At 42.1% G+C, this 19,966-nt stretch carries 16 protein-coding genes; 3 read left to right on the top strand and 13 right to left on the bottom strand.

Annotated features, from left to right (window positions below):
* Positions 1 to 133 precede the first annotated feature (133 nt).
* Entirely contained in the window at positions 134 to 787 is a 654-nt protein-coding gene (locus tag MTN95_RS13500; RefSeq protein WP_248338530.1) for a YigZ family protein, read from the top strand.
* On the top strand, positions 787 to 1,965 hold the full coding sequence (locus MTN95_RS13495) for an LCP family protein (protein ID WP_024123032.1): 1,179 nt from the start codon (positions 787 to 789) through the stop codon (positions 1,963 to 1,965). The genes MTN95_RS13500 and MTN95_RS13495 overlap by 1 nt, the downstream gene beginning before the upstream one ends.
* 75 nt (positions 1,966 to 2,040) lie before the next feature.
* On the opposite strand, the gene MTN95_RS13490 is transcribed toward MTN95_RS13495, so the two are convergent.
* The 13 genes from MTN95_RS13490 to MTN95_RS13430 all read right to left on the bottom strand — a co-directional run bounded on the left by MTN95_RS13490 (position 2,041) and on the right by MTN95_RS13430 (position 18,730).
* Positions 2,041 to 3,117 carry a glycosyltransferase family 4 protein gene (locus tag MTN95_RS13490; RefSeq protein WP_010332075.1) on the bottom strand — a complete coding sequence of 359 codons (1,077 nt, stop codon included), beginning with the start codon at positions 3,115 to 3,117 and terminating at the stop codon, positions 2,041 to 2,043.
* A gap of 143 nt (positions 3,118 to 3,260) precedes the next feature.
* Positions 3,261 to 4,451 carry a teichuronic acid biosynthesis protein TuaH gene (tuaH, locus tag MTN95_RS13485; protein ID WP_095712901.1) on the bottom strand — a complete coding sequence of 397 codons (1,191 nt, stop codon included), beginning with the start codon at positions 4,449 to 4,451 and terminating at the stop codon, positions 3,261 to 3,263.
* Between the two features lie 28 nt (positions 4,452 to 4,479).
* Positions 4,480 to 5,238 (bottom strand): teichuronic acid biosynthesis protein TuaG, encoded by a 759-nt coding sequence (gene tuaG / locus MTN95_RS13480; protein ID WP_202852877.1) that lies wholly within the window; start codon positions 5,236 to 5,238, stop codon positions 4,480 to 4,482.
* Positions 5,239 to 5,261: 23 nt separating this feature from the next.
* Complete coding sequence (tuaF, locus tag MTN95_RS13475) at positions 5,262 to 5,942, bottom strand: teichuronic acid biosynthesis protein TuaF (protein ID WP_101859863.1); 681 nt, start codon at positions 5,940 to 5,942, stop codon at positions 5,262 to 5,264.
* A 29-nt stretch (positions 5,943 to 5,971) separates the two neighbouring features.
* Positions 5,972 to 7,438, bottom strand: a complete 1,467-nt coding sequence (gene tuaE / locus MTN95_RS13470; RefSeq protein ID WP_248338528.1) for a teichuronic acid biosynthesis protein TuaE — start codon at positions 7,436 to 7,438, stop codon at positions 5,972 to 5,974.
* Positions 7,439 to 7,522: 84 nt separating this feature from the next.
* The gene (tuaD, locus tag MTN95_RS13465; protein ID WP_248338526.1) at positions 7,523 to 8,908 is read right to left on the bottom strand and encodes a UDP-glucose 6-dehydrogenase TuaD; all 1,386 of its coding nucleotides are present in this window, start codon (positions 8,906 to 8,908) and stop codon (positions 7,523 to 7,525) included.
* 61 nt (positions 8,909 to 8,969) lie between these two features.
* Complete coding sequence (gene tuaC, locus MTN95_RS13460) at positions 8,970 to 10,139, bottom strand: teichuronic acid biosynthesis protein TuaC (RefSeq protein ID WP_105954024.1); 1,170 nt, start codon at positions 10,137 to 10,139, stop codon at positions 8,970 to 8,972.
* Positions 10,136 to 11,587, bottom strand: a complete 1,452-nt coding sequence (gene tuaB / locus MTN95_RS13455) for a teichuronic acid biosynthesis protein TuaB (protein WP_105954137.1) — start codon at positions 11,585 to 11,587, stop codon at positions 10,136 to 10,138. The genes tuaC and tuaB overlap by 4 nt, the downstream gene beginning before the upstream one ends.
* Positions 11,588 to 11,636: 49 nt before the next feature.
* Positions 11,637 to 12,293, bottom strand: a complete 657-nt coding sequence (locus MTN95_RS13450; RefSeq protein WP_024123040.1) for a sugar transferase — start codon at positions 12,291 to 12,293, stop codon at positions 11,637 to 11,639.
* 234 nt (positions 12,294 to 12,527) lie between these two features.
* Entirely contained in the window at positions 12,528 to 14,435 is a 1,908-nt protein-coding gene (locus MTN95_RS13445) for a glycosyltransferase family 2 protein (RefSeq protein WP_248338524.1), read from the bottom strand.
* Positions 14,436 to 14,648: 213 nt separating this feature from the next.
* Positions 14,649 to 16,136 (bottom strand): N-acetylmuramoyl-L-alanine amidase, encoded by a 1,488-nt coding sequence (locus MTN95_RS13440; RefSeq protein WP_248338522.1) that lies wholly within the window; start codon positions 16,134 to 16,136, stop codon positions 14,649 to 14,651.
* Between the two features lie 89 nt (positions 16,137 to 16,225).
* On the bottom strand, positions 16,226 to 18,379 hold the full coding sequence (locus MTN95_RS13435) for a SpoIID/LytB domain-containing protein (protein ID WP_248338520.1): 2,154 nt from the start codon (positions 18,377 to 18,379) through the stop codon (positions 16,226 to 16,228).
* A gap of 27 nt (positions 18,380 to 18,406) precedes the next feature.
* Complete coding sequence (locus MTN95_RS13430; protein WP_105954028.1) at positions 18,407 to 18,730, bottom strand: hypothetical protein; 324 nt, start codon at positions 18,728 to 18,730, stop codon at positions 18,407 to 18,409.
* Between the two features lie 213 nt (positions 18,731 to 18,943).
* Between MTN95_RS13430 and tagU the strand changes: the two genes are divergently transcribed.
* Positions 18,944 to 19,864 (top strand): polyisoprenyl-teichoic acid--peptidoglycan teichoic acid transferase TagU, encoded by a 921-nt coding sequence (tagU, locus tag MTN95_RS13425; RefSeq protein ID WP_202852872.1) that lies wholly within the window; start codon positions 18,944 to 18,946, stop codon positions 19,862 to 19,864.
* Positions 19,865 to 19,966: the final 102 nt, after the last annotated feature.

The following is a 19,966-nucleotide window of genomic DNA, read 5'->3' as shown; positions in this document are numbered from 1 at the left end:
ATGCGTATATTCTAGAAAAAAACAATTTTATGTACCTTCTTACTCTTTATGATAACAAAATACGCACAAAAATTCTAAAGACTGTACGAATTTGTATAGGCGGTCTTTTATGCTTAGCAGGGGGTCAGCAAGCATGCTGCACAGCTATTTTACTGTGAAAGAAGCAGGAGAACACGAGATTGTTATAGAAAAATCGCGTTTTATCTGTCATTTATGCCGTGTTTCTACCGAACAAGAAGCACAGGAATTTATACAGAAAATAAAGAAACAGCACTGGAATGCAACTCATAATTGCTCAGCTTACGTAATTGGCGAAAACGATCATATCCAAAAAGCCAATGATGACGGAGAACCGAGCGGCACCGCAGGAGTACCCATGCTTGAGGTGCTAAAAAAACGCGGACTTAAGGATACTTGTGCTGTCGTTACGCGTTACTTCGGCGGCATAAAGCTGGGAGCAGGCGGTTTAATCCGCGCTTATGGGAAGTCAGTGTCTGAAGGATTAAACCATATAGGTGTTGTAGAACGGAAGCTTATGAGGGTTATGCATACTTCCGCAGATTATACTTGGCTTGGCAAGATTGAAAATGAATTAAGGGAATCACCTTTTCTATTAAAAGAAATTCATTATGCAGAAAACGTAGAATTCGAAGCATATGTAGAAGAAAAAGAAACACAATCGTTTTCTGAGTGGATGACAGAGTTAACAAATGGAAAAAGTGATATTACAGAGGGAGAGTTGACGTATCTTGAAAAAGCCGTCAATCACATAAAGGAGACTGAATAATGGCTGAACGCGTTAGAGTGCGTGTGCGCAAAAAGAAAAAGAGCAAACGCAGAAAAATTTTAAAAAGGATTATGTTGTTGTTCGTCCTTGCATTATTGGTAGTTGTAGGTCTCGGAGGATATAAACTATATAAAACCATTAACGCTGCGGATGATTCATACGATGCGCTTTCCCGCGGAGATAAATCAAATCTTCGCAGTGAAGTTGTAGATATGAAGAAAAAACCATTTTCTATTTTATTTATGGGAATCGAAGATTACGCGACAAAAGGACAAAAAGGGAGATCTGACTCTCTTATTGTAGTTACCCTTGATCCAAAAAATAAAACCATGAAAATGCTGAGCATTCCGCGCGATACACGTGTGCAATTAGCAAGTGACACAACCGGCAGCAAAACAAAGATCAATTCCGCTTACAGCAAAGGCGGAAAAGATGAGACTGTTGAAACTGTTGAAAACTTCTTGCAAATCCCAATCGATAAATATGTAACAGTCGATTTTGACGGATTTAAAGATGTTATTAATGAAGTTGGCGGTATTGATGTAGATGTACCTTTCGACTTTGATGAAAAAAGCGATGTGGACGAAAGCAAACGGATTTATTTCAAAAAAGGCGAGATGCATTTAAATGGCGAAAAAGCCTTGGCGTATGCCCGCATGAGAAAACAGGATAAACGCGGAGATTTCGGCCGTAATGACAGACAGAAACAAATTTTAAACGCGTTGATCGATCGGATGTCCAGCGCAAGCAATATTGCAAAAATTGATAAAATCGCAGAAACAGCCAGTGAAAACGTAGAAACCAATATTCGCATTACTGAAGGTTTAGCCTTACAGCAAATTTACAGCGGCTTTACCAGCAAGAAAATTGACACGCTGTCAATTACTGGTTCTGATTTGTATTTAGGGCCTAACAACACGTATTATTTTGAACCGGATGCTGCGAATCTGGAAAACGTCAGAAAAACGCTTCAAGAACATCTAGATTATGTTCCTGATACGAGCAGTTCAAGCACTGACAGCTCCAGTACCGATGGCTCAACATCAGACAGCACTGGCAGTTCAAGCACTGACGGAAGCACTGCAACAGACGGCACTACGAGCGGAAGCGGCTACACAAATGACAGCAGCACAAGCTCAAACGGCACAACAAATTCAACAACTGACTCATCATATTGAAAAAAAGCCCGGTCCTTTAACGGATCGGGCTTTTTTGCGCAGAAAAAACACCGGCTCATAGTAGAACCGGTGTTTTTAATTTCTTTTCACAAGACGTTTATAGAATTTTGTAAATGGCTTAAAACGTTCATTCACGAGTCCCGTAACTTCTGCTATTATTTGCATAAATATAATTAAGATAAAGATAATAAACAGGGAAAGCCAAATTGTAGCGCTTTTCAGCACGATTGCACTGATGCTGAAAATAAATCCAATCAGGTAGATGACAATGACCGACATCCGATGTGAAAGGCCAAAGGCCATCAGCCTATGGTGAATATGTGATTTATCGGGCGCTGAAATCGGCTGTTTGTTTAGTATCCGTCTTATGATTGCAAATGTTGTGTCAAAAATCGGCACGCCTAATATAATAATCGGAATGACAATACTAAACAATGTTACGCTTTTATACAGCCCTAATAATGAGAGAATGGAAATGACATACCCTAAAAACAGTGATCCCGTATCCCCCATAAAGATTTTTGCCGGATGAAAATTGTAGAACAAAAATCCGAGCGTACTTGCGATAACAACTAATGAAAGTGACAGAATGAGTACTTTTCCGCCAGATAGCGCCATAACTGCAATCGTGGACAGGCCGATAACAGAAAGACCTGCCGCAAGGCCGTCCAATCCATCAATCAGGTTCATCGCGTTTGTGATGCCGACAATCCATAATACAGTCAGCGGATATGCCATCCAGCCCAATTCAAATCGCTCAGCTAAAAAAGGTACTGAGAAAAAGTCCATTTTTAAGCCCGTGCTTACAATCATAATAGCTACGGCTAATTGAATGATAAATTTAACTTTTGCGCTTAATTGATATTTATCGTCAAGAATTCCCAACACAATAATGATAAATGCCCCGACTGTGATAGCCGTCATTCTTGTTTCTGTGTATATACCGGATACAAGCACACCTGTAACCACCCCGATAAATATGGCCAGCCCGCCCATTCGGGGCATGATTTTATCATGTACTTTTCGATTGCCGGGCTGATCAACTGCACCTATTTTAATCGCAATCCTTTTTACGATTGGGGTTATGATTAAAACCGTTAGCAGCGAGACAATAAACGCAACAACAATGCGAATCATGCGTTCGTCAAGCATAAAGAAGTCTCCTTTGGAATTATATGAAGTCTTTATTTATATAGAGAACCGTTCCTTCCATTATACCTTCTCCTTAGTTATTATAACAAGCTTCATCAAAAAGAAACACGTATAATCAAAAAACGCGCATCCCAATTAAAGGACTACGCATGTTTTTGAATGCCTGTATATTTCATGATTTGTTTGAATAAAACATTCCAGTCTTGTGTGCGGGCAATGTTTCGCCGCATCTCTTTGTATGTCTCGTCTCCGTCTTTTTCAAGCACTTTCTCGCACGCAGCTATAAAATCATTATGGTCATTGCCTTCCATATATTCGTAAATATACGGCTTTTGCATTTTAGAAGTTGACGGAAGGTTAGAGCCGACGACCGGCTTTCCTGCTGCTAAAAATTCAAATAGCTTAAGCGGGAAAACCGCTTGGTTATAGGATGACTTTTTATAAGGCATAATACCGACATCAATCAGTTCCATAAAGTGCGGAACTTCTTTCGGATCTGCCGGCCCCGTCCATATCACATTGGAAAGCTTCAAAAGCTCTTGAAACGCTGTGTCACCATTGGTGGCGTCCGGGCCGACCCATAAAAATGTCCAATCAGGTTTTCTCAGAGCTGCTTCTTCAATCAATTTAAAATCCAACTTTGGTTTAATCCCGCCGATAAACCCCAGTACAGCCCCTTCTCTTCCCTGCAAGATGCTTCGATCGGGAACCGCTTTATGTTCTGAAAACAGGTCATATTCAACACCGTTTTCAACGGTATGAACTTTTTCTTGTCCCGCTGTCAGCTTTTTGTCAACTTCATTGTGCAGGTACTCCGATGAACAAGTAATGGAATCGGCACGCTCGATAATTCGCAGCTCCGCTGTTTTGATGACTTTCCGCCTGAACTCGGAAAGCATATTGGAACGTCCGCTGATCGGCGCCGCCCACAAGTCACTGCAATCATAAATCACCTGATCCCAAGGATACAGTGAAGACAGCAGCGGGAATCCGGGAAACGTGTACCATAAGCAGCAGCGTTCACCTCTGGCTGAAGCGGATTTCAGCTCTTCTAATAAAGGTGAGAGCTTATGCTTATAAAACACATCGGTATAGCGTCCGAAGCGAAACATTTTCTTTTGCAGTAAGTCCTTTACGGCAAACTGCCGGATGCCGGATTGAACTTGCTGAAATTCCATCCTTTGGGTGCGCGGAGCCGGGCAGACCCAGATGACTTCCTTTGTTTCTTCCTGAGCAGCTAAAAATTCAGCCAATCGATGCCGTCTGTACCTCAATTGATCTTTTCCCCATTCAGCAGTAGCCACGATGACGTGAATCATTGCTTTTGTTTCCACCTTCATCACCTTTTCTCTCTGTTTGCGGTTACAGTCTTTTTTTCACCGCGTTTTTCGCATATTGAACAAAACACCATGTCGCTTTCATTAAATGGAGCCTTTCGATCTCTCTGTAGACAAACCATGTTTTTTTTGCAGCCTTCCATTTGTTGCTTGAAATCGAATTATTGACAAGCCGGTATTCAGCTAAACACTCATTCATTCCGTATGCTGTAAAACCCTTTTTTAAAAGAGACAGCCATGTTGCCAAGTCTTGCCTCGTTCTAATATTCGGCATTTGGATCTGTCCCGTCTGTTCCCTGTCAATCATCACCGTTAGACAGCCGATAATGGTATTTTTAAGAGCATCATCATATGTCAGGCTTTCGGGAGCATGAATGAATTTATCCATCGGCACCCCGTCCTGCGACATTAAACTGTAGCCTGTAAAGGAAAACGCACAGGACCGCTCCATCATAAAATTAAGCTGCTTTTTCAGTTTGTCTTTTTTCCATTTGTCATCACTGTCCAAAAATGCCACATAGCGTCCTTGTGCATGTTCCAGCGCTTTATTTCTTGCTATCGCGGCTCCGCTGTTCTCTTCCAGAAAGATCACATGAATTCTTTCATCTATCTTCTCATACTGCTTTAAAATGTCGCGTGAGCCGTCCGTTGAGCAATCGTCCACGATAATCATTTCCCAATGAGGGTGGCTCTGATCTAACACTGAATGAATCGTGTCTTCAATATAGTCACGCGCATTATAAGAAGGTGTAATGACAGATACGAGAGGTTTCCAGTTGGTCATGATCACATCTCCATCGTATGATTTTAAAAGGACTCTCTGAAAAATTCAGGAATGACAACGAACATAAAGGCAATCGTGATGCCGATCAGAACACCCAGAACCGCTTTCTTTTTCGGGGACATTCCTCCGCCTGATGCCTCACTTACGGTTTCAGAATCAACGGCACTGGCCGCTTTCAGATTAAGCTGTGTGTTTTTCAGCTCATACAAAAATCTTTCTTTATCCACCTTGGAATCCTCGCTCACCGTTTCACCTTCCAGCGCATCTATGCTGCGGCGGATGACGGCTTCTCTTTCCTCAAACAGCTTTTGGTCGTTTTTGAGAAAGGTGGAGGAAACAGCGTTTAACACCGATTCGGTTCTTTCCTGATCCTGGTCGGCATAGCTCAAAGACAGTAAAGACTTAGACTCCGATTTCACGGTGAGCTTCTCTTTGATCTCCGCAAGATCTTCATCTTTTTCGTCAGGAAGCGCCTCCTTCAAAAAAGCATCACTCCTCAGCAGGAGCGGAATCTCTTCTGTACTGTTATAAACCGGATGATCATAGCTCCCCACAGCTAAAGTAACCTCAGCTGTATAACTCTTTTTATCCGCGATTTGGGACGGCAGTATATATCCCGCCGCACCTAAAATAAGCGGCACTAATATAATCCAGATGATATTTTTCTTTATGCGCCGGGCTAATCTTATCACTATATCCTTCATATAAGTCTCCCTGCTTTTTTGTAGTCTGTTTACCGGTATATGGGCTCAAGCTGCTGCCTGGATCGCCTTAAGACATTCACCGCAGCGATGACGAGCGCCAGAAATACCCAATGGAAAAATAAATTTGAGACAGAGCTTGGGCTGATGCTGGATACCAGGAAACTGACCATAGCTGTGATGAGCCCTTCTGTGATCAGTTTTGACTGATTTTCCATTTTTCTTTCATAAAACTTGTAAAGCACCCACATCAGGTATAAATAAATGGCCAGATAGCCGAGCATGATAAGCAAGCCGAAGTTTGCCAGAATCTCTACCAGCCAATTGTGCACCTCTGTCACATTGTCAGTATCATATAAAGCATGATGCTCAAGATAATAAGACACATTGCCTGCGCCCACTCCGAATCCGTATGAGTCAAGGAAGAAGTGCCATGCGTTTTTTAACAGATTGGCTCTGGCCACATTGGACGGAAGCGTCTCTTGGAATGAATGAGACGTCTGAGGAGCCAGGAACAGCTTCCAAAACACTGCGAAAATCCGGCTGGCAAAAAGAGCCGCAAAGACCGCAATTCCTGCTGCCGACAGCCAAATAGCGATTTTTTTCAGAACAGGCGGCAAGACAATAAAAATGTAGACAGCTATTCCCGCAAAAACGCCCAGCAGGCTGGCTCTGGAACCAGTCGCAAAGATTAAATACAATGCACCAAGCGAGAGCAAAAGGCCAATTCCCTTTAAGTAACCGTTCTTTATGTTTTTCACCATTGCGATGTAAAAAAAGAAACTGATCGACAAAAATGTCGCAAAATCATTTTGATTAAAGAAGACTGAGGTCGGATAATGCTGCTTATATTCCGGTCCGCTGTACAAAGTCGAACTCGGGAGATGATGATGCGTGATATGATTGTAAAAACCGATGATCATCAGAAATACCGTCATCACCAGCCAGATGGAATAAATAATCATCAGACGTTCCATTTTTTGCACATATATCACAATAAGATAAATAAAAAATATCCCCATCGCCAGCAGTGCTAAATATTTCAGACCGTCTGTAACTGATTTGGCCCATAGCAAGGAAACAAGGCCATATAAAAACCAAAAGGCGAAAAAGAGCAAAATCCCTTTTACTTGCAGCCCGCTCCACCTTTCAATATGTGTTCGGCTCCGCAGTACCCCCACAAGATGGAGGCAGCCGGCGGCAATGAGCAAAAGCCGATAAAGAAACAAACTAAAGAATCCAAGATGAATCGCGAAAAAAGCATTATTTAAAAAAGTGCAGGCAATCAAAATATAGATGACGGCCATAAACAGCTGTTCTTTTGTTGTAAATGATGCTGCAAGTGTCAGCCCAAACAGACCGATAGCCAATACAGCGAGAACGGCAGCCATCTGCATAAGACCTGTATCTGTGCGGATGGCTGCCAGCAATAGGACGATCCCCAATATGACAGCGGCCAGTAACGCAAGCGTATGAACCGCTGAACGTTTGATACTCACATGCTTAACCCCTTTCCTGATGTTTCAGGAGCCGGCGGCCGAGCCTAAGCAGCCGGCACTTCAAACAAGTAACCCTTTTTCTTTTTATAAATTGACACTCCCCAAATCCTTAGCCAGTTCTTCCATTGGCAAAGCCGGAAAGTAGCGGTCGGAAGGTTCTGTTCCCCGAACCGCAGGACGGCCGATGGAGTGATAAATGTATCCCGCAGCCTGCATTTCTTCGAGTGAAAATATATTTCTGCCATCGATGATGATTGGCTGTTTTAAAAGCATTTTTGCTTTTAGAAGCTCCATTTCTTTTACTTCCGGCCAATCGGTCAAAATAAGGCATGCGTCGGTTCCCTCCATCGCAGCATACACATCTGTGTAATACTCGGTCTGGTCACCAAGGACGGCTGATGCCTCCGGAATGGCAATCGGATCATATGCTTTCACTTGTGCGCCCAGCTGCTGCAGCATTGGAATGATATCGAGAGCTGGAGCGGACCTCACATCGTTTGTATTCGGTTTGAAGGCCAATCCGAGCACGGAAATGGTTCTCCCTTTTATGCTTCCCATCACAGTTAAGAGCTTATCTACAATGTGAACGCGCTGCTTTTCATTTGTCTCAATGACGGCTTCTATGAGCTTAAATGGATAGCCGGCCGTTTTGGCAATTTGAAGCAGTGCGGTTGTATCCTTAGGAAAGCAGGAGCCGCCAAACCCAATACCCGCTTTCAAGAACTTTCTGCCGATCCGGCTGTCGAGCCCGACGCCGTCAGCAACTTTTGAGACGTCCGCGCCGACTCGCTCGCAAATGTTCGCGATATCGTTAATAAACGAAATCTTTGTAGCCAAAAATGCATTTGCAGCATATTTAATCATCTCTGCACTTTCTAAATTCGTTTTAATAACAGGGGCATGAAAAGGCTGATGCAGTTCCTCTATGATGGAAGCGGCTTTATGACTGGTTGATCCAATGACGGCACGCTCCATATTCATCGTGTCATGAATCGCTGATCCCTCCCGAAGAAATTCAGGGTTGGATACAACATCAAAGGAGTATCTTCCCTTCGAAGCTTTTTGAATGATAGATTGAACCAGTTTTCCGGTACCGACTGGGACTGTGCTTTTATTGACAATGATTTTGTAGCCGGTGAGATGTTCACCGATCGTTTTCGCAGCCGCTTTGACATACGTTAAATCAGCTTCGCCTGTTTTAGACATCGGGGTCCCGACTGCAATATAAATAATGTCTGATGCCCGAATGGCAGACGGAATATCGTTAGTAAAAGACAGACGCTGTTCTAACACATTTTTTTCAACTAAATCTGCAAGCCCTGGTTCATAGATTGGGATTACTCCGTTTTTCAGACTTCTGATTTTTGATTCGTTGATATCACAGCAAATCACTTTATTTCCGATTTCCGCAAAGCAGGTGCCTGATACGAGTCCTACATATCCTGTTCCAATGACAGCAATTTTTTTCACAGCCCTCATCCCTCTCCTGTAAATTCATCTTCCTATTTATATTGGTCGCAGTTACTTACGATTAAACAGGTGTTGTCAGAACCATCTGATACTGATCATGCAGCGCCCTGGCATTTTTCCCGGCGTCATATTGAGTGTGAATGATTTGATATAATTCATCTGCCACTTCCGGCTGCCATATTTGATCTTGTGCGTATAAAGAGATCGTGTTTGCTAAGGCTTGAGCTGATTTCGGTTCAATCAGCAAATGCCGGTGCTTTCCGAATAATGAAGCCACTCCACCGACATCTGTACAGATGACAGGAACCCGCAGTGCCAGCGCCTCGATCACAACTGTCGGCATTCCTTCGCTATAAGAAGGGAGCACAAACATATCTGCGGCGAGCAAATACTCTCTCACCCTGTGATTCGGCACTTGGCCTGTTACAATATGTCCCTTTTGCATCAGCAAAGATTTTGCGGGGCCGTCTCCCACAAAAACAGCTCGAGGCGCTTCCTCCATCATCTCAATGGCTTCTGACAATTCAAAAATGCCTTTTTCCTTAACGAGCCTGCCCACATAGACAGCAAGGCGCTGGTCAAGCGGGAGCCCAAGGTTTTTTCTGATTTCTTCTTTTGTCTGATCATTTTCCTGAAAACGGCTGAGCTGTATGCCGATCGGCAAAACCGTACTGTCAAAGCCAGAAAGTTTTTTGGTTTCTTCCTGAAGCTTTTCGCTGACTGTAAGAACTGCGGATGCGGAACCAACCGCAGTTTTGAAGGCTTTAAACGCGCCTTTGCTGTAGTGAGGATAGACATTCACATCACTTCCATGCAAAGTTAAAATATACGGAATCCCGATTGTCTTTGACACGACTGCCGCAGCCCCGCCCGACGGCATAGCAAAGTGCGCATGGATCAGATCAGGGTTCAAGTCATGCTGTTTAATGGTTTTTAAAACAGCTGCCCCAATGCGCCCGTGTGGCTGGGCCCATTTCAGCTGGCCGGGAACAGCGGGATAGAAAGGCCGGTAAACCGGGATTCCTTTCCGTATCTCATATTCTGGTCTGGCATCCTTTTTTCGGTATACCTTTTTCAGCATACGGACAGGCGCAGGGTGAAAAGGTCTTGGACATATCACGGTGATATCCAGCCCGAGCTTCAGCAGCTCTTGCACCTGTGTTTCATGAAACACTCCCTCGCCGGGTTTCAGACTGCTTGGATATACGCTTGTGATCCACAAAATCTTCATGACAAACGTCCTTTTCTTAGTAGTTTGCTTTTCATCTGAGGGTACGCTTTACCCAAAAGAAAGAGATAGCAGAGCGCCCCGGCCGCCACCGAAATTGCCAGCCTCATTTCCGCCTGCATGCTGAAGCGTTCTGTTCCTAAACTCGCGCCGAATGCGATAACGGCCATACCCGCTGTGATCAGAAACGGCTTCATAACGGCTTTAAAATAAGCTGAAAGATTGAGCTTAATAACATATGCCAGCAGCCAGCGACCGATTAGAAAATTGAAAACGCTGATGACGGCATATACCCAAGCGACAGTCAGAAGATTGCCCGTCTGAACAGCTGCAAACAGCGACAAACCATACAGCAGCATGACGCCGGAGTCCCAATAAAAAGCCAAATCCGCCCTTCCTTTAGCAAGAAGCACAGAACCATTCGGATTCATCAGCACCCTGAGTATCCCGACGATGGCAAGAACATTCAGAACAGGGACAGCAGCAAGCCATTTTTCTCCGAAAACAGCTGCGATAAAGGCGTCTGACACGGATACGAGCCCGATTAACAGCGGGAACGATACAAGCGCAAGCATTTTTGTCATATTCAGAAAGCCTTCTCTGATCACGCTGTTTTCGTATTTGTTTTTGGCGAAAATGGGAAACGCGACCCGTGTCACAATCGGATTAATTTTCAAAACCGGAATGGTGACAATCTGGTAGGCAAGATTATAAATGCCCAGCGCTTCGGCACCGATAAACCGGCCGATTAAGATCATATCGATGTTCGCTCCCAGCCTGTTCACAAGACGGGATGAAAGCTGAAAGGCTCCAAAGGAGAAGAACTCTTTCATTCCCCTTAGATCAAAAACAAAGGATGGACGCCATTTTTTTTGGTATACAGCCCAGAATAAAATCCCTTTACTGGACTGCAGCAGCACCTGAGAAACCACGTACGCCAAAATCGCATCCGTCATAAAAACCGCTATCGCTAAATATCCGAAGGACAATACATTTGAAAAAATCTCTATTTTGCTTAACGTATTAAATTGCAGCTCCTTCTGCAGCATATACTGGTACTGCTGTCCGATCGGAGCTACCAAAAACATAATCCCCAAAATCCTGATGAGAAACACTAGCTCTTCTCTTTGATAAAATCCCGCAATGACGGGACTGCACACATATAAAAGCACAAACAGCAAAATGCCGGTCATAATGTTCAGCCAATACAATGTTGACAGCTGGCGCTCCGTGGCGTCATCTCTTTGAATTAACGCGGCGCCAAAACCCATATCAAGCACAATCTGGGCGAATATTGTAACCGTTGTGATCATGCCGACGAGTCCAAATTCCGTTAAGGTCATCATATTTCCAAGCAAGGCAAACTGAACGATTTGAATGATTGTAATACAGATTGTTGAAACACTTGTCCACTTTGCGCCGCTCATGATTTGTTTTGTAATACTTGGCATCATATTCCCTACTTCTTTTTAAGCTCAGTTTGATGGCGAATGCAGATGTTTATCTTGCACCATCACCTGTCAAGACTACTTTACAAGTTTTTAACATAATTTTTAATTCCAACATGAAAGTCAGATTGCGAATGTAATATAAATCAAATATAAGCTTTTCCTTCGGCGTCATGTCGTAACCGCCGTTCACCTGCGCCCAGCCGCTCAATCCCGGTTTGACAGCCAGACGCTGTGTAAACCCCGGAATCTCATTCTGGAACTTTTCCGTAAACACTGGACGTTCCGGGCGAGGTCCAATCATGCTCATATCGCCTTTCAGCACATTAAACAGCTGAGGAAGCTCGTCAATTCGCGTTCTTCTGATAAATGCTCCAATTCGTGTCACCCGCGGATCCTGCTTCTGCGCCCAAACCGCCCCAGACTTCTCGGCATCTATTTTCATGGAACGAAGCTTATAAAGCTTAAAAGGTTTCCCGCCTTTTCCTACACGCTCCTGCGTATAGATGGCAGGCCCCGGCGTCTCCAAACAAATCAATATTGAAAATACCGCAATCATTGGCAGCGCAACCACCAATCCAATCAGCGCAAACCAAATATCCATCACGCGCTTTACTGCCAAATAACGAGCCGTTTTTTCAGATAATGCAAATGATGCTTGCTGCACTGAGAATTCGCGACTCACATTCATGCTTTTTTCTGCACCCACTGACACACACCTCACGATTTGTTTGGGATGTTATGATGACCTATGCCAGTCAGTTTAGCAGACGGATGTTAATTGGTTGTAAATGGATTGTTAAGAAGTGTGAATTTGTTATTTTTTCTGACATTTCTTTGTTAACTTTTTATTGTTTTTGACACTTTTTTTAAAAACTAAGCATTTTGTATAAAAAAAGAGACAAATCGTTTTACATCGATTTGTCTCTTCAATAGAAGCATTTTAATATTGAAAGTAAAATTTTGATTTAGAGGTTGTCAGCTTGTATTGAACCTCAACCGTTTTTCTAAAAAACAACATAAAGCTTTGTTCCGCACTCTTTTTGTCTAGGATAATCGCTTGATTATCCTCTTTTGCACTGATTTTATTATTTGATGTATTTATCGCAAATTCAACTAATTGCTGATCTTTTTTAACATTAGACAATTGGTCAAGCAAACCCTGAACATTTATCGTTAATTTAGTGCTATCAGGCTCTAAATCAACACGTTTTATCGGCAATGAGATTTCAGACTGGCCGGTATTTACAATAATTTTTGAATGATTTGGCAGACAGATTTGTTTACCGCTAAAAATAAATGATAAATCTTTTGTTTCTGTTTCATAAGAAAGTTCAGCTTCTGTATAGGCATGTTTCTTTATATCAATCGAAAGATTATCATAATTCATTGTAAAATATGGTCTGGCGCTATAGACAAACAAAGCATTATGACCCAGATACATAGCTTTTGTTGAATATTTGTAAGAAGCTCGATTATTCCCTACTCTTGCTCTAAGTTTGTAGCTGTCTACTGATGATTCAATGAAGAAATCCCAAACTCCTAAATCTTCTTCAGCAGATGCAATCTCATCAAACAGACATTCAAATGCAAATGTTGAATTATCAAATGAAACTGGCGAAATATACTTCTCCGCCTTAGTATTGCGATGAACAAATACGCCAGTAAGAGATTGGTTTTTGTTCGTTTCATCATCCAACAATTTGTGTTTAATTGTTCCTTGAATGCTGAGCATACGGTCACTAAATTCAATATTCTTCAGATAATGTTCAAGTTTGTTTTTATAATTTACTTTTAATAGCTCTTCAGAAACTTGATAACGCTCTAAGCTAGGGTAACGTGCAATAAGATTACCTTCATGCACCGTACAGAACTTTTTGATGTCTTGTTCCTCACGCTCATACTGGGTTAACCCTTGTAAATCATTATTCCGAATAAAAAGAAGCCGTAATTTGATATGCGGTAATAAAAACTGATCAGCCTCTTCAGGTACTGCATGAATAAATGATGAGAGATATTGAAACCATTCTGCTCTTTCTTTCTCATTTTTCATTTTGATCGTGACATTTTTTGTCCGAGAGAAATCGAAATGCCTATTTAAAAATACTGCCATCAGCTTAATTTTTCTCTCTTCTTCCAAATCACTTTCTTTGATTGCAGAGATAATATCTTCCATTGCTCCATAAAAATTTTCTGGAGGAACATAAGCAACACTCATATGTTCGCCGTCTCTTTTGACCAGATAGTAATAATCATAGTCAGCTGAAACAGATATCTTCTTTGCTTTCAGATAAGCATTCATCGTGAAGACTTGATCCTCTGCTGCTTTTATGTGAGTAGGAAACGTTAAGTGATTCTCTTTTAAAAGTGAAGCTTTAAATAGTTTTTGAGGTCCAAGGGTAAAAACGATTTTGGAATCAACCAAATCAACATCCGGATTTGTTTCCTTAAACATCGATTTCGGTACTCCTCTTCCGTTTATCCCTTTTAATTTTCCTAAAGTAATATCAGATTGATTCTCTTTTGAAAAATTATACCATCTCAATAATGCTTCACTGCCTAAATAATCATCGGAATCAACAAATAAAATGTACTCACCTTTGGCAATTTTTATTGCGTCATTCCGCGGAGCACCTGGTCCGCCTGAGTTTTCCGTTCTTTCAACAACAACAATGTTTTCATATTTCTGTTTATATTGATTCAATATGTCTAAAGACGAATCCGTAGATTTATCATCGACACATATAATCTCATAATCCTCTTTAGGCATTGTTTGATTAACTAAGCTGTCAAGACATTCAGAAATAAGATCTTCAGAATTATATACAGGTATAGCAATGCTTATTTTCATCGATTACCTCACTACCCTACTGGGTCAGAATAAATATTTTGATTCATTTCATTATAGCAAAAACAAATATCAAAAAAAATATACCTAAGTTTAAATTATGTTAAACTTTTACAAGATAGGCTCATTTCAAATTCATTTTATCGTATAAAAAAGCTTGCCAGCAATTCCTGATAGGTTTGCCGACAAGCCGTATCCAAGTAAGTACTTATCTTTCTAGTAATAGCCGATAATTCCCTCATATATCGCTTGCGCTGCTTTTTCTTGGTATAAAGCACTCTTTAACTTACTAGCGTCATTTGCATTTGATATGAATGCCAGCTCCACTAAACTGCTTGGCATCGTCGACTCTCTGATCACATGGAAGTTTCCGATTTTCACGCCGCGGTTTTGAGTATTCAGCGCTTTATAGAGCCGGTTTTGTATTTCTGTCGCAAGGCGTTTACTGTTGTCTGACTCATACTTTGTATAATAGTATGTTTCTGTTCCAGTAGCAGCCGGGCTCGCTGAATTGGAGTGAATACTTACAAACAGGTTTGCATTGTTGCTTTTGGCTTTTGCAACACGTTCAGAAAGCTCTAAGAATACGTCCGTTGATCTAGCCATAATCGGTATAGCTCCACCTTTAGAAAGTTTGCTGTTTACGAGCTTTGCAACGGCAAGGTTAACGTCTTTCTCCTTTAATCCGTTCCCGACCGCTCCGCTGTCGTATGCTCCGTGTCCAGCATCTACAAATACCTTTTTACCTACCATTACATTTTTCAGCTGGTTGACAACATTTGTTGTAACTGAAATGGTTCCCCCAAGTACAGTGAACGTATTCTTGCTATTTGACCCAATGGCTGCTCTTGTAGCAGTCGGCAGTGAACCGGCATCCGTAAATAACATCGGACGATTTTGCTTGGCCGCCAGGACAGAACCCGCTAAAGCATCGGCATATGTATAGCCATTGCTGACAAAAGCGGCTTTTGATGAAGAATAATACTTTTTCGCTATGTTTGCAGCGACCTCGAAACGGCTGTTTCCGCCGATTCTTGTTGGAGAAGGAAGCTGGCTGTAAACACTTTTTGAGACACTGATTTCACCACCGACTACAATAGTCGATGACGTTCCTTTACTGCTCATCGCATTTTTTGTCGGTGTCGGGATTGAGCTTGCCGTTGTTAACAAAATCGGAATTCCGTTGCGTGCAGCATAAGAACCGATTGCCAGACTGTCAGCATATGCCGTTCCATTGGCGATGACTGCTTTAGAATTTGAAGACAATTTCTTAGATATATTTTGGGCAACCTCATAGCGGCTTCTTCCGCCAATACGTTCCACTGTGGAAACACCCAGGTTTTTCATTTCATTTACAACATTGTTGGAAACACTGATCGTTCCGCCAATTACGATGACCTTGCTCGGTTTGAGCTGGCTGATTCTGTTTTTAGTCGGCGCAGTCAGTTTAGATGATTCAGTTAATAGAATAGGAGCATTGTATTTATAAGCCAGAGGAGCTGCAGTTAATACATCGGCATAGGCTGTTCCATTCGCCACAACAACTGTGCCCGCGCTGCTCCAGCCTTGTTTTGAAACATTCACAGCAACTTCATATCTGCTTGCCCCATCCAGTCTTGTGACAGAATTGGCCGCAAAAGCATCTGGTACAAACAACACGACTCCTAATATCAGGATTGGTATGCTTTTAAGAAAGATCCGCAAAGATAGTCCCTCCAAAGATTGATAATGATTCATACATCAAATAACGAACGAAGGAGGCAGCAGCGCCTCCCTGAACTTCTATCAATCTTTTAATAGCTTGATAGAATCGTTCCCGGATAGTAAAAACTTAAAATCGTTGTATATGATTGCCCGGCAGCAGCTCTGGCATTGGCCCCGTACTGACTCATGCCTATACCGTGTCCGTAACCTTTACCGCTAATGATAAAAGCACTTGTATTGCTTGAGACAGACGCATATGTACTCTTCATATTTGAAGCGCCAAGCATTGTTCTAAGCTGTGTCGTCGGTACAGAAATTGTCGCTGTTTTTTCACTCAAACTTCCATTCGAAAGGATGTAACCATTTGATTTCTCTTTTGCGAAATATGAAAATGTTACATCTGCTGTTTCCGGACGCTGGCCGGCTGTTTTTGCCGTGCTGAATTTCACACTGGAAATTTTCGTGATTTTGATAGACTCGGCATTGCTGTATTTATTTTTAATAAACCAGCTTTTCAAACCGCTTAAATAAGCAGAGTTTGTTTCATTTTTAGAGCTCCACCACGATCCCGGGCTTTTCAGATTCAGACTGCTTTTATCCAGCTGAGTTTTGTTTAATGACAGGGACCAGCTGATTTGCGGGTCGTACGTATCTTTTTTGGCGATTAAATAAGGAAGCTGGCTGCTCCAGACCTCGCTACTTGCTTCTGTATATCCGCCGTTACTTGATGAATACGTAGCTGAAATCAAATTCCCATTGTATTTCAAGACTTTTCCTCTTGTAGATTCTACCACTTCAGAAGTCTTCGAATTCCAGTCATAGCCGCCGTATACCTGAAAAGCAGTAGTATCCTTCACTTCTTTTCCGGCCGAGCTGATGGAATAGGTTCTCGCTGCGACAGCTTGAGCCTTTAGCGCCTCTTTCTGCCAGCTTGCCGGCATTTCGTGCGGAACAACACCCTTTAAATAATCCTCAAAAGGGATATCCACGTTGATCGGGCGAACGTACTTGCCGGACTCAATCGTAAATTTCATGTTTCCGAGATACGGCGTTCCATTCAAGCTAATAGAATTTGTTGTTGCGTATTTTTTAGGCTTTGCGGTAAAAGAAGTGCCCAAAGTTTTAATGGCAGTGCTGTTTTTATAGAGTACTAGGTTCCCGCCGGACAATTTAACTGAATAACCTGTCCCCGCAAAGGTATCAGCCAGGTTATTTTTGAGCGAATCACTGATGGAGATGCTTCCTCCAAGCAGAGCAAATGACTGTGTCCCTTTTTCCGCCACTACATCAGCGACTGGTGACGGCAGGCTGCCGGATTCAACAAGCAATAAAGGACTTCCCTGCTTTGCTGCAAGCACAGATCCCGTCAATGCATCCGCAAAGGTTTGGCCGTTCGACATGAAAACCTTTGTCGCTTTCATATTTAATTCTTTTACGATATTGGCAGATACTTGATAACGGGAAACCCCGCCAATCCGTTTCACAGTCGCTTGTTTTTTTAATGTGGTTTCCACGCCAGTGCTGACACTCAACGGACCGCCGACGATTGTAACCTTGCTCGGAATTTTATAATCGCTGCGGATGTTATTGTCTCCCGCAAGTAATATCGGATAACCGTTCATTGCAGCATATGGCGCAATTGACAGGGCGTCTGTAAAGACCATGCCGGTTGCCACTACAGCTTGACTGTAATTCCCCATGCGGTTGGCGATGTTTTTAGAAACCTCATAACGGGTAGCCCCGCCAATCCGATCAATAGAACCATATTTTTTCAATGTGTTTTCTACATTTTTAGAAACGCTTATTGTCCCGCCAATAATGAGGATATTATCAGGGTTTAATTTCGCAATTTCGCTTTCTGTTTTAGGTGTTAAAGAATTCGCATCTGTTAACAGAATCGGAGCATCGTATTTTTTAGCCAGCGGTGTTGCTGAGAGCGCATCCGCAAAGGCATCTCGGTTCACAATGACTACAGTTGTAGGGTTTGTCCAGCCCGCTGAAGCAACATTATTGGCAACATCAAAACGAGTAGCTCCCCCATACCGCTCTGTATCTGCAATTCTTGAACCAGAGATCTCATAACCGCCTGTTATATCCACATCCAGACTTGACTTACTGCCTACATAATTACTCAGCTTTACCGAAATGGTTTTATCAGCGGCTTTTGCAGACTGCATAAATGCCGGACATGCAAAAGCCGCTGCAGTGACTGACGATAGAAGCAAAAGCTTCATTTTTTTCAAAACATGTAAACCCCCTAAGAAGTTAAATTACTTCGTCTCTAAATCTTTAAGCTCTAGGACGCCATTTGTTCCTTTAGTATATTTGACAACAACTTTTTGTCCTTCTGAAATGCTGTTCATTTTGTCCTGAAGGTCTGAACCAACCTGAATCGAAGTTTCTTTACCATCAATAGTGACTGCAATCGTATGGCTGTCTGCTAAACCGGCAAACGTGCCTTCCTTCGTTACAGTCTCTTCAGCAGCCGAATCCTGGCTTTCTGAATTTGTCTCTGAACCTGTTTTGTTCTCAGCTGTGCCACAGGCAGATAAAAGAAGCAGCATTGAGAACATTAAAATAGCGATTTTTTTCATTCCTATATCACCTCTCCTCTTTTTATCGACAATTTTAAGCTTATTTTAAGATTTCTTTCAAAACAACGAAAATTTTTTGCGGATTTTCTTAAATTACCGAAACATTTGTTACAAGCCGTCGTCTATTGTAAAGAATCAGACAAATTTTAGTTGTTTTCAAATATTAAGAAACTTATAATCGAACTAGATTACAAAAAAGTGAGGACATTATTTATGAGAGTTGAAAAAAGAAAGAAAAAGAGAAAGGTTTTACTTGTCATTTTAACCATACTGGCAGTGTTCGTCCTCTGTACAGGCGGTTATGCATACTACTTATGGCATAAAGCCGCTTCAACCGTGGCAAGTATTCATGAAAGTATTGATAAATCCAAAAAGAGAGATACAGAGGTTAATATCAATAAAAAAGACCCGTTTTCTGTTTTAATTATGGGGGTGGATGAACGTTCAGGCGATAAAGGACGCGCCGATACGCTCATTTATATGACCGTTAACCCAAAAACGAACACCACAGATATGGTCAGTATTCCCCGTGATACGTATACAAAAATTATCGGAAAAGGCACGATGGATAAAATCAACCATTCGTACGCATATGGCGGTACACAAATGACAGTTGACACGGTTGAAAACTTCCTCGATGTTCCGGTCGATTATTTTGTAAAAGTCAACATGGAAAGCTTTAGAGACGTGGTTGATACACTCGGCGGCATCACAGTTAACAGCACATTTGCGTTCAGCTATGACGGTTATTCATTCGGCAAAGGAGAAATCACACTGAACGGAAAAGAAGCATTAGCGTATACACGAATGAGAAAAGAAGATCCAAGAGGAGATTTCGGACGTCAGGACCGCCAGCGCCAAGTGATCGAAGGAATCATTAACAAAGGGGCAAATATTTCTTCCGTTACAAAGTTTGGAGATATGTTTAAGGTTGTTGAAAATAATGTGAAAACCAATTTGACGTTTGATAATATGTGGGATATCCAGTCCGATTACAAAGGCGCCCGAAAACATATCAAGCAGCACGAACTGAAAGGCGAAGGCACAAGAATCAATGACGTCTATTACTATAAAGCAGATGAGAGCGAGCTAGCTGACATCACAAATGAACTGAAAGAAAGCTTAAAAAGCTAAAACAAAAAGAAGCTTCGCACCTATGGGGACTGACCCCATAAGATGAGACAAATAAAAAACACCTTCAAGTTTGAAAACGGATGATTGTTAGCCGAAATTAGA

This window comes from Bacillus sp. 2CMS4F (assembly GCF_023161785.1).
Taxonomy (GTDB): Bacteria; Bacillota; Bacilli; order Bacillales; family Bacillaceae; genus Bacillus; species Bacillus halotolerans.
Note: the sequence above shows the minus strand (reverse complement) of the source record. Positions and strands in the feature narration are given on the sequence as shown.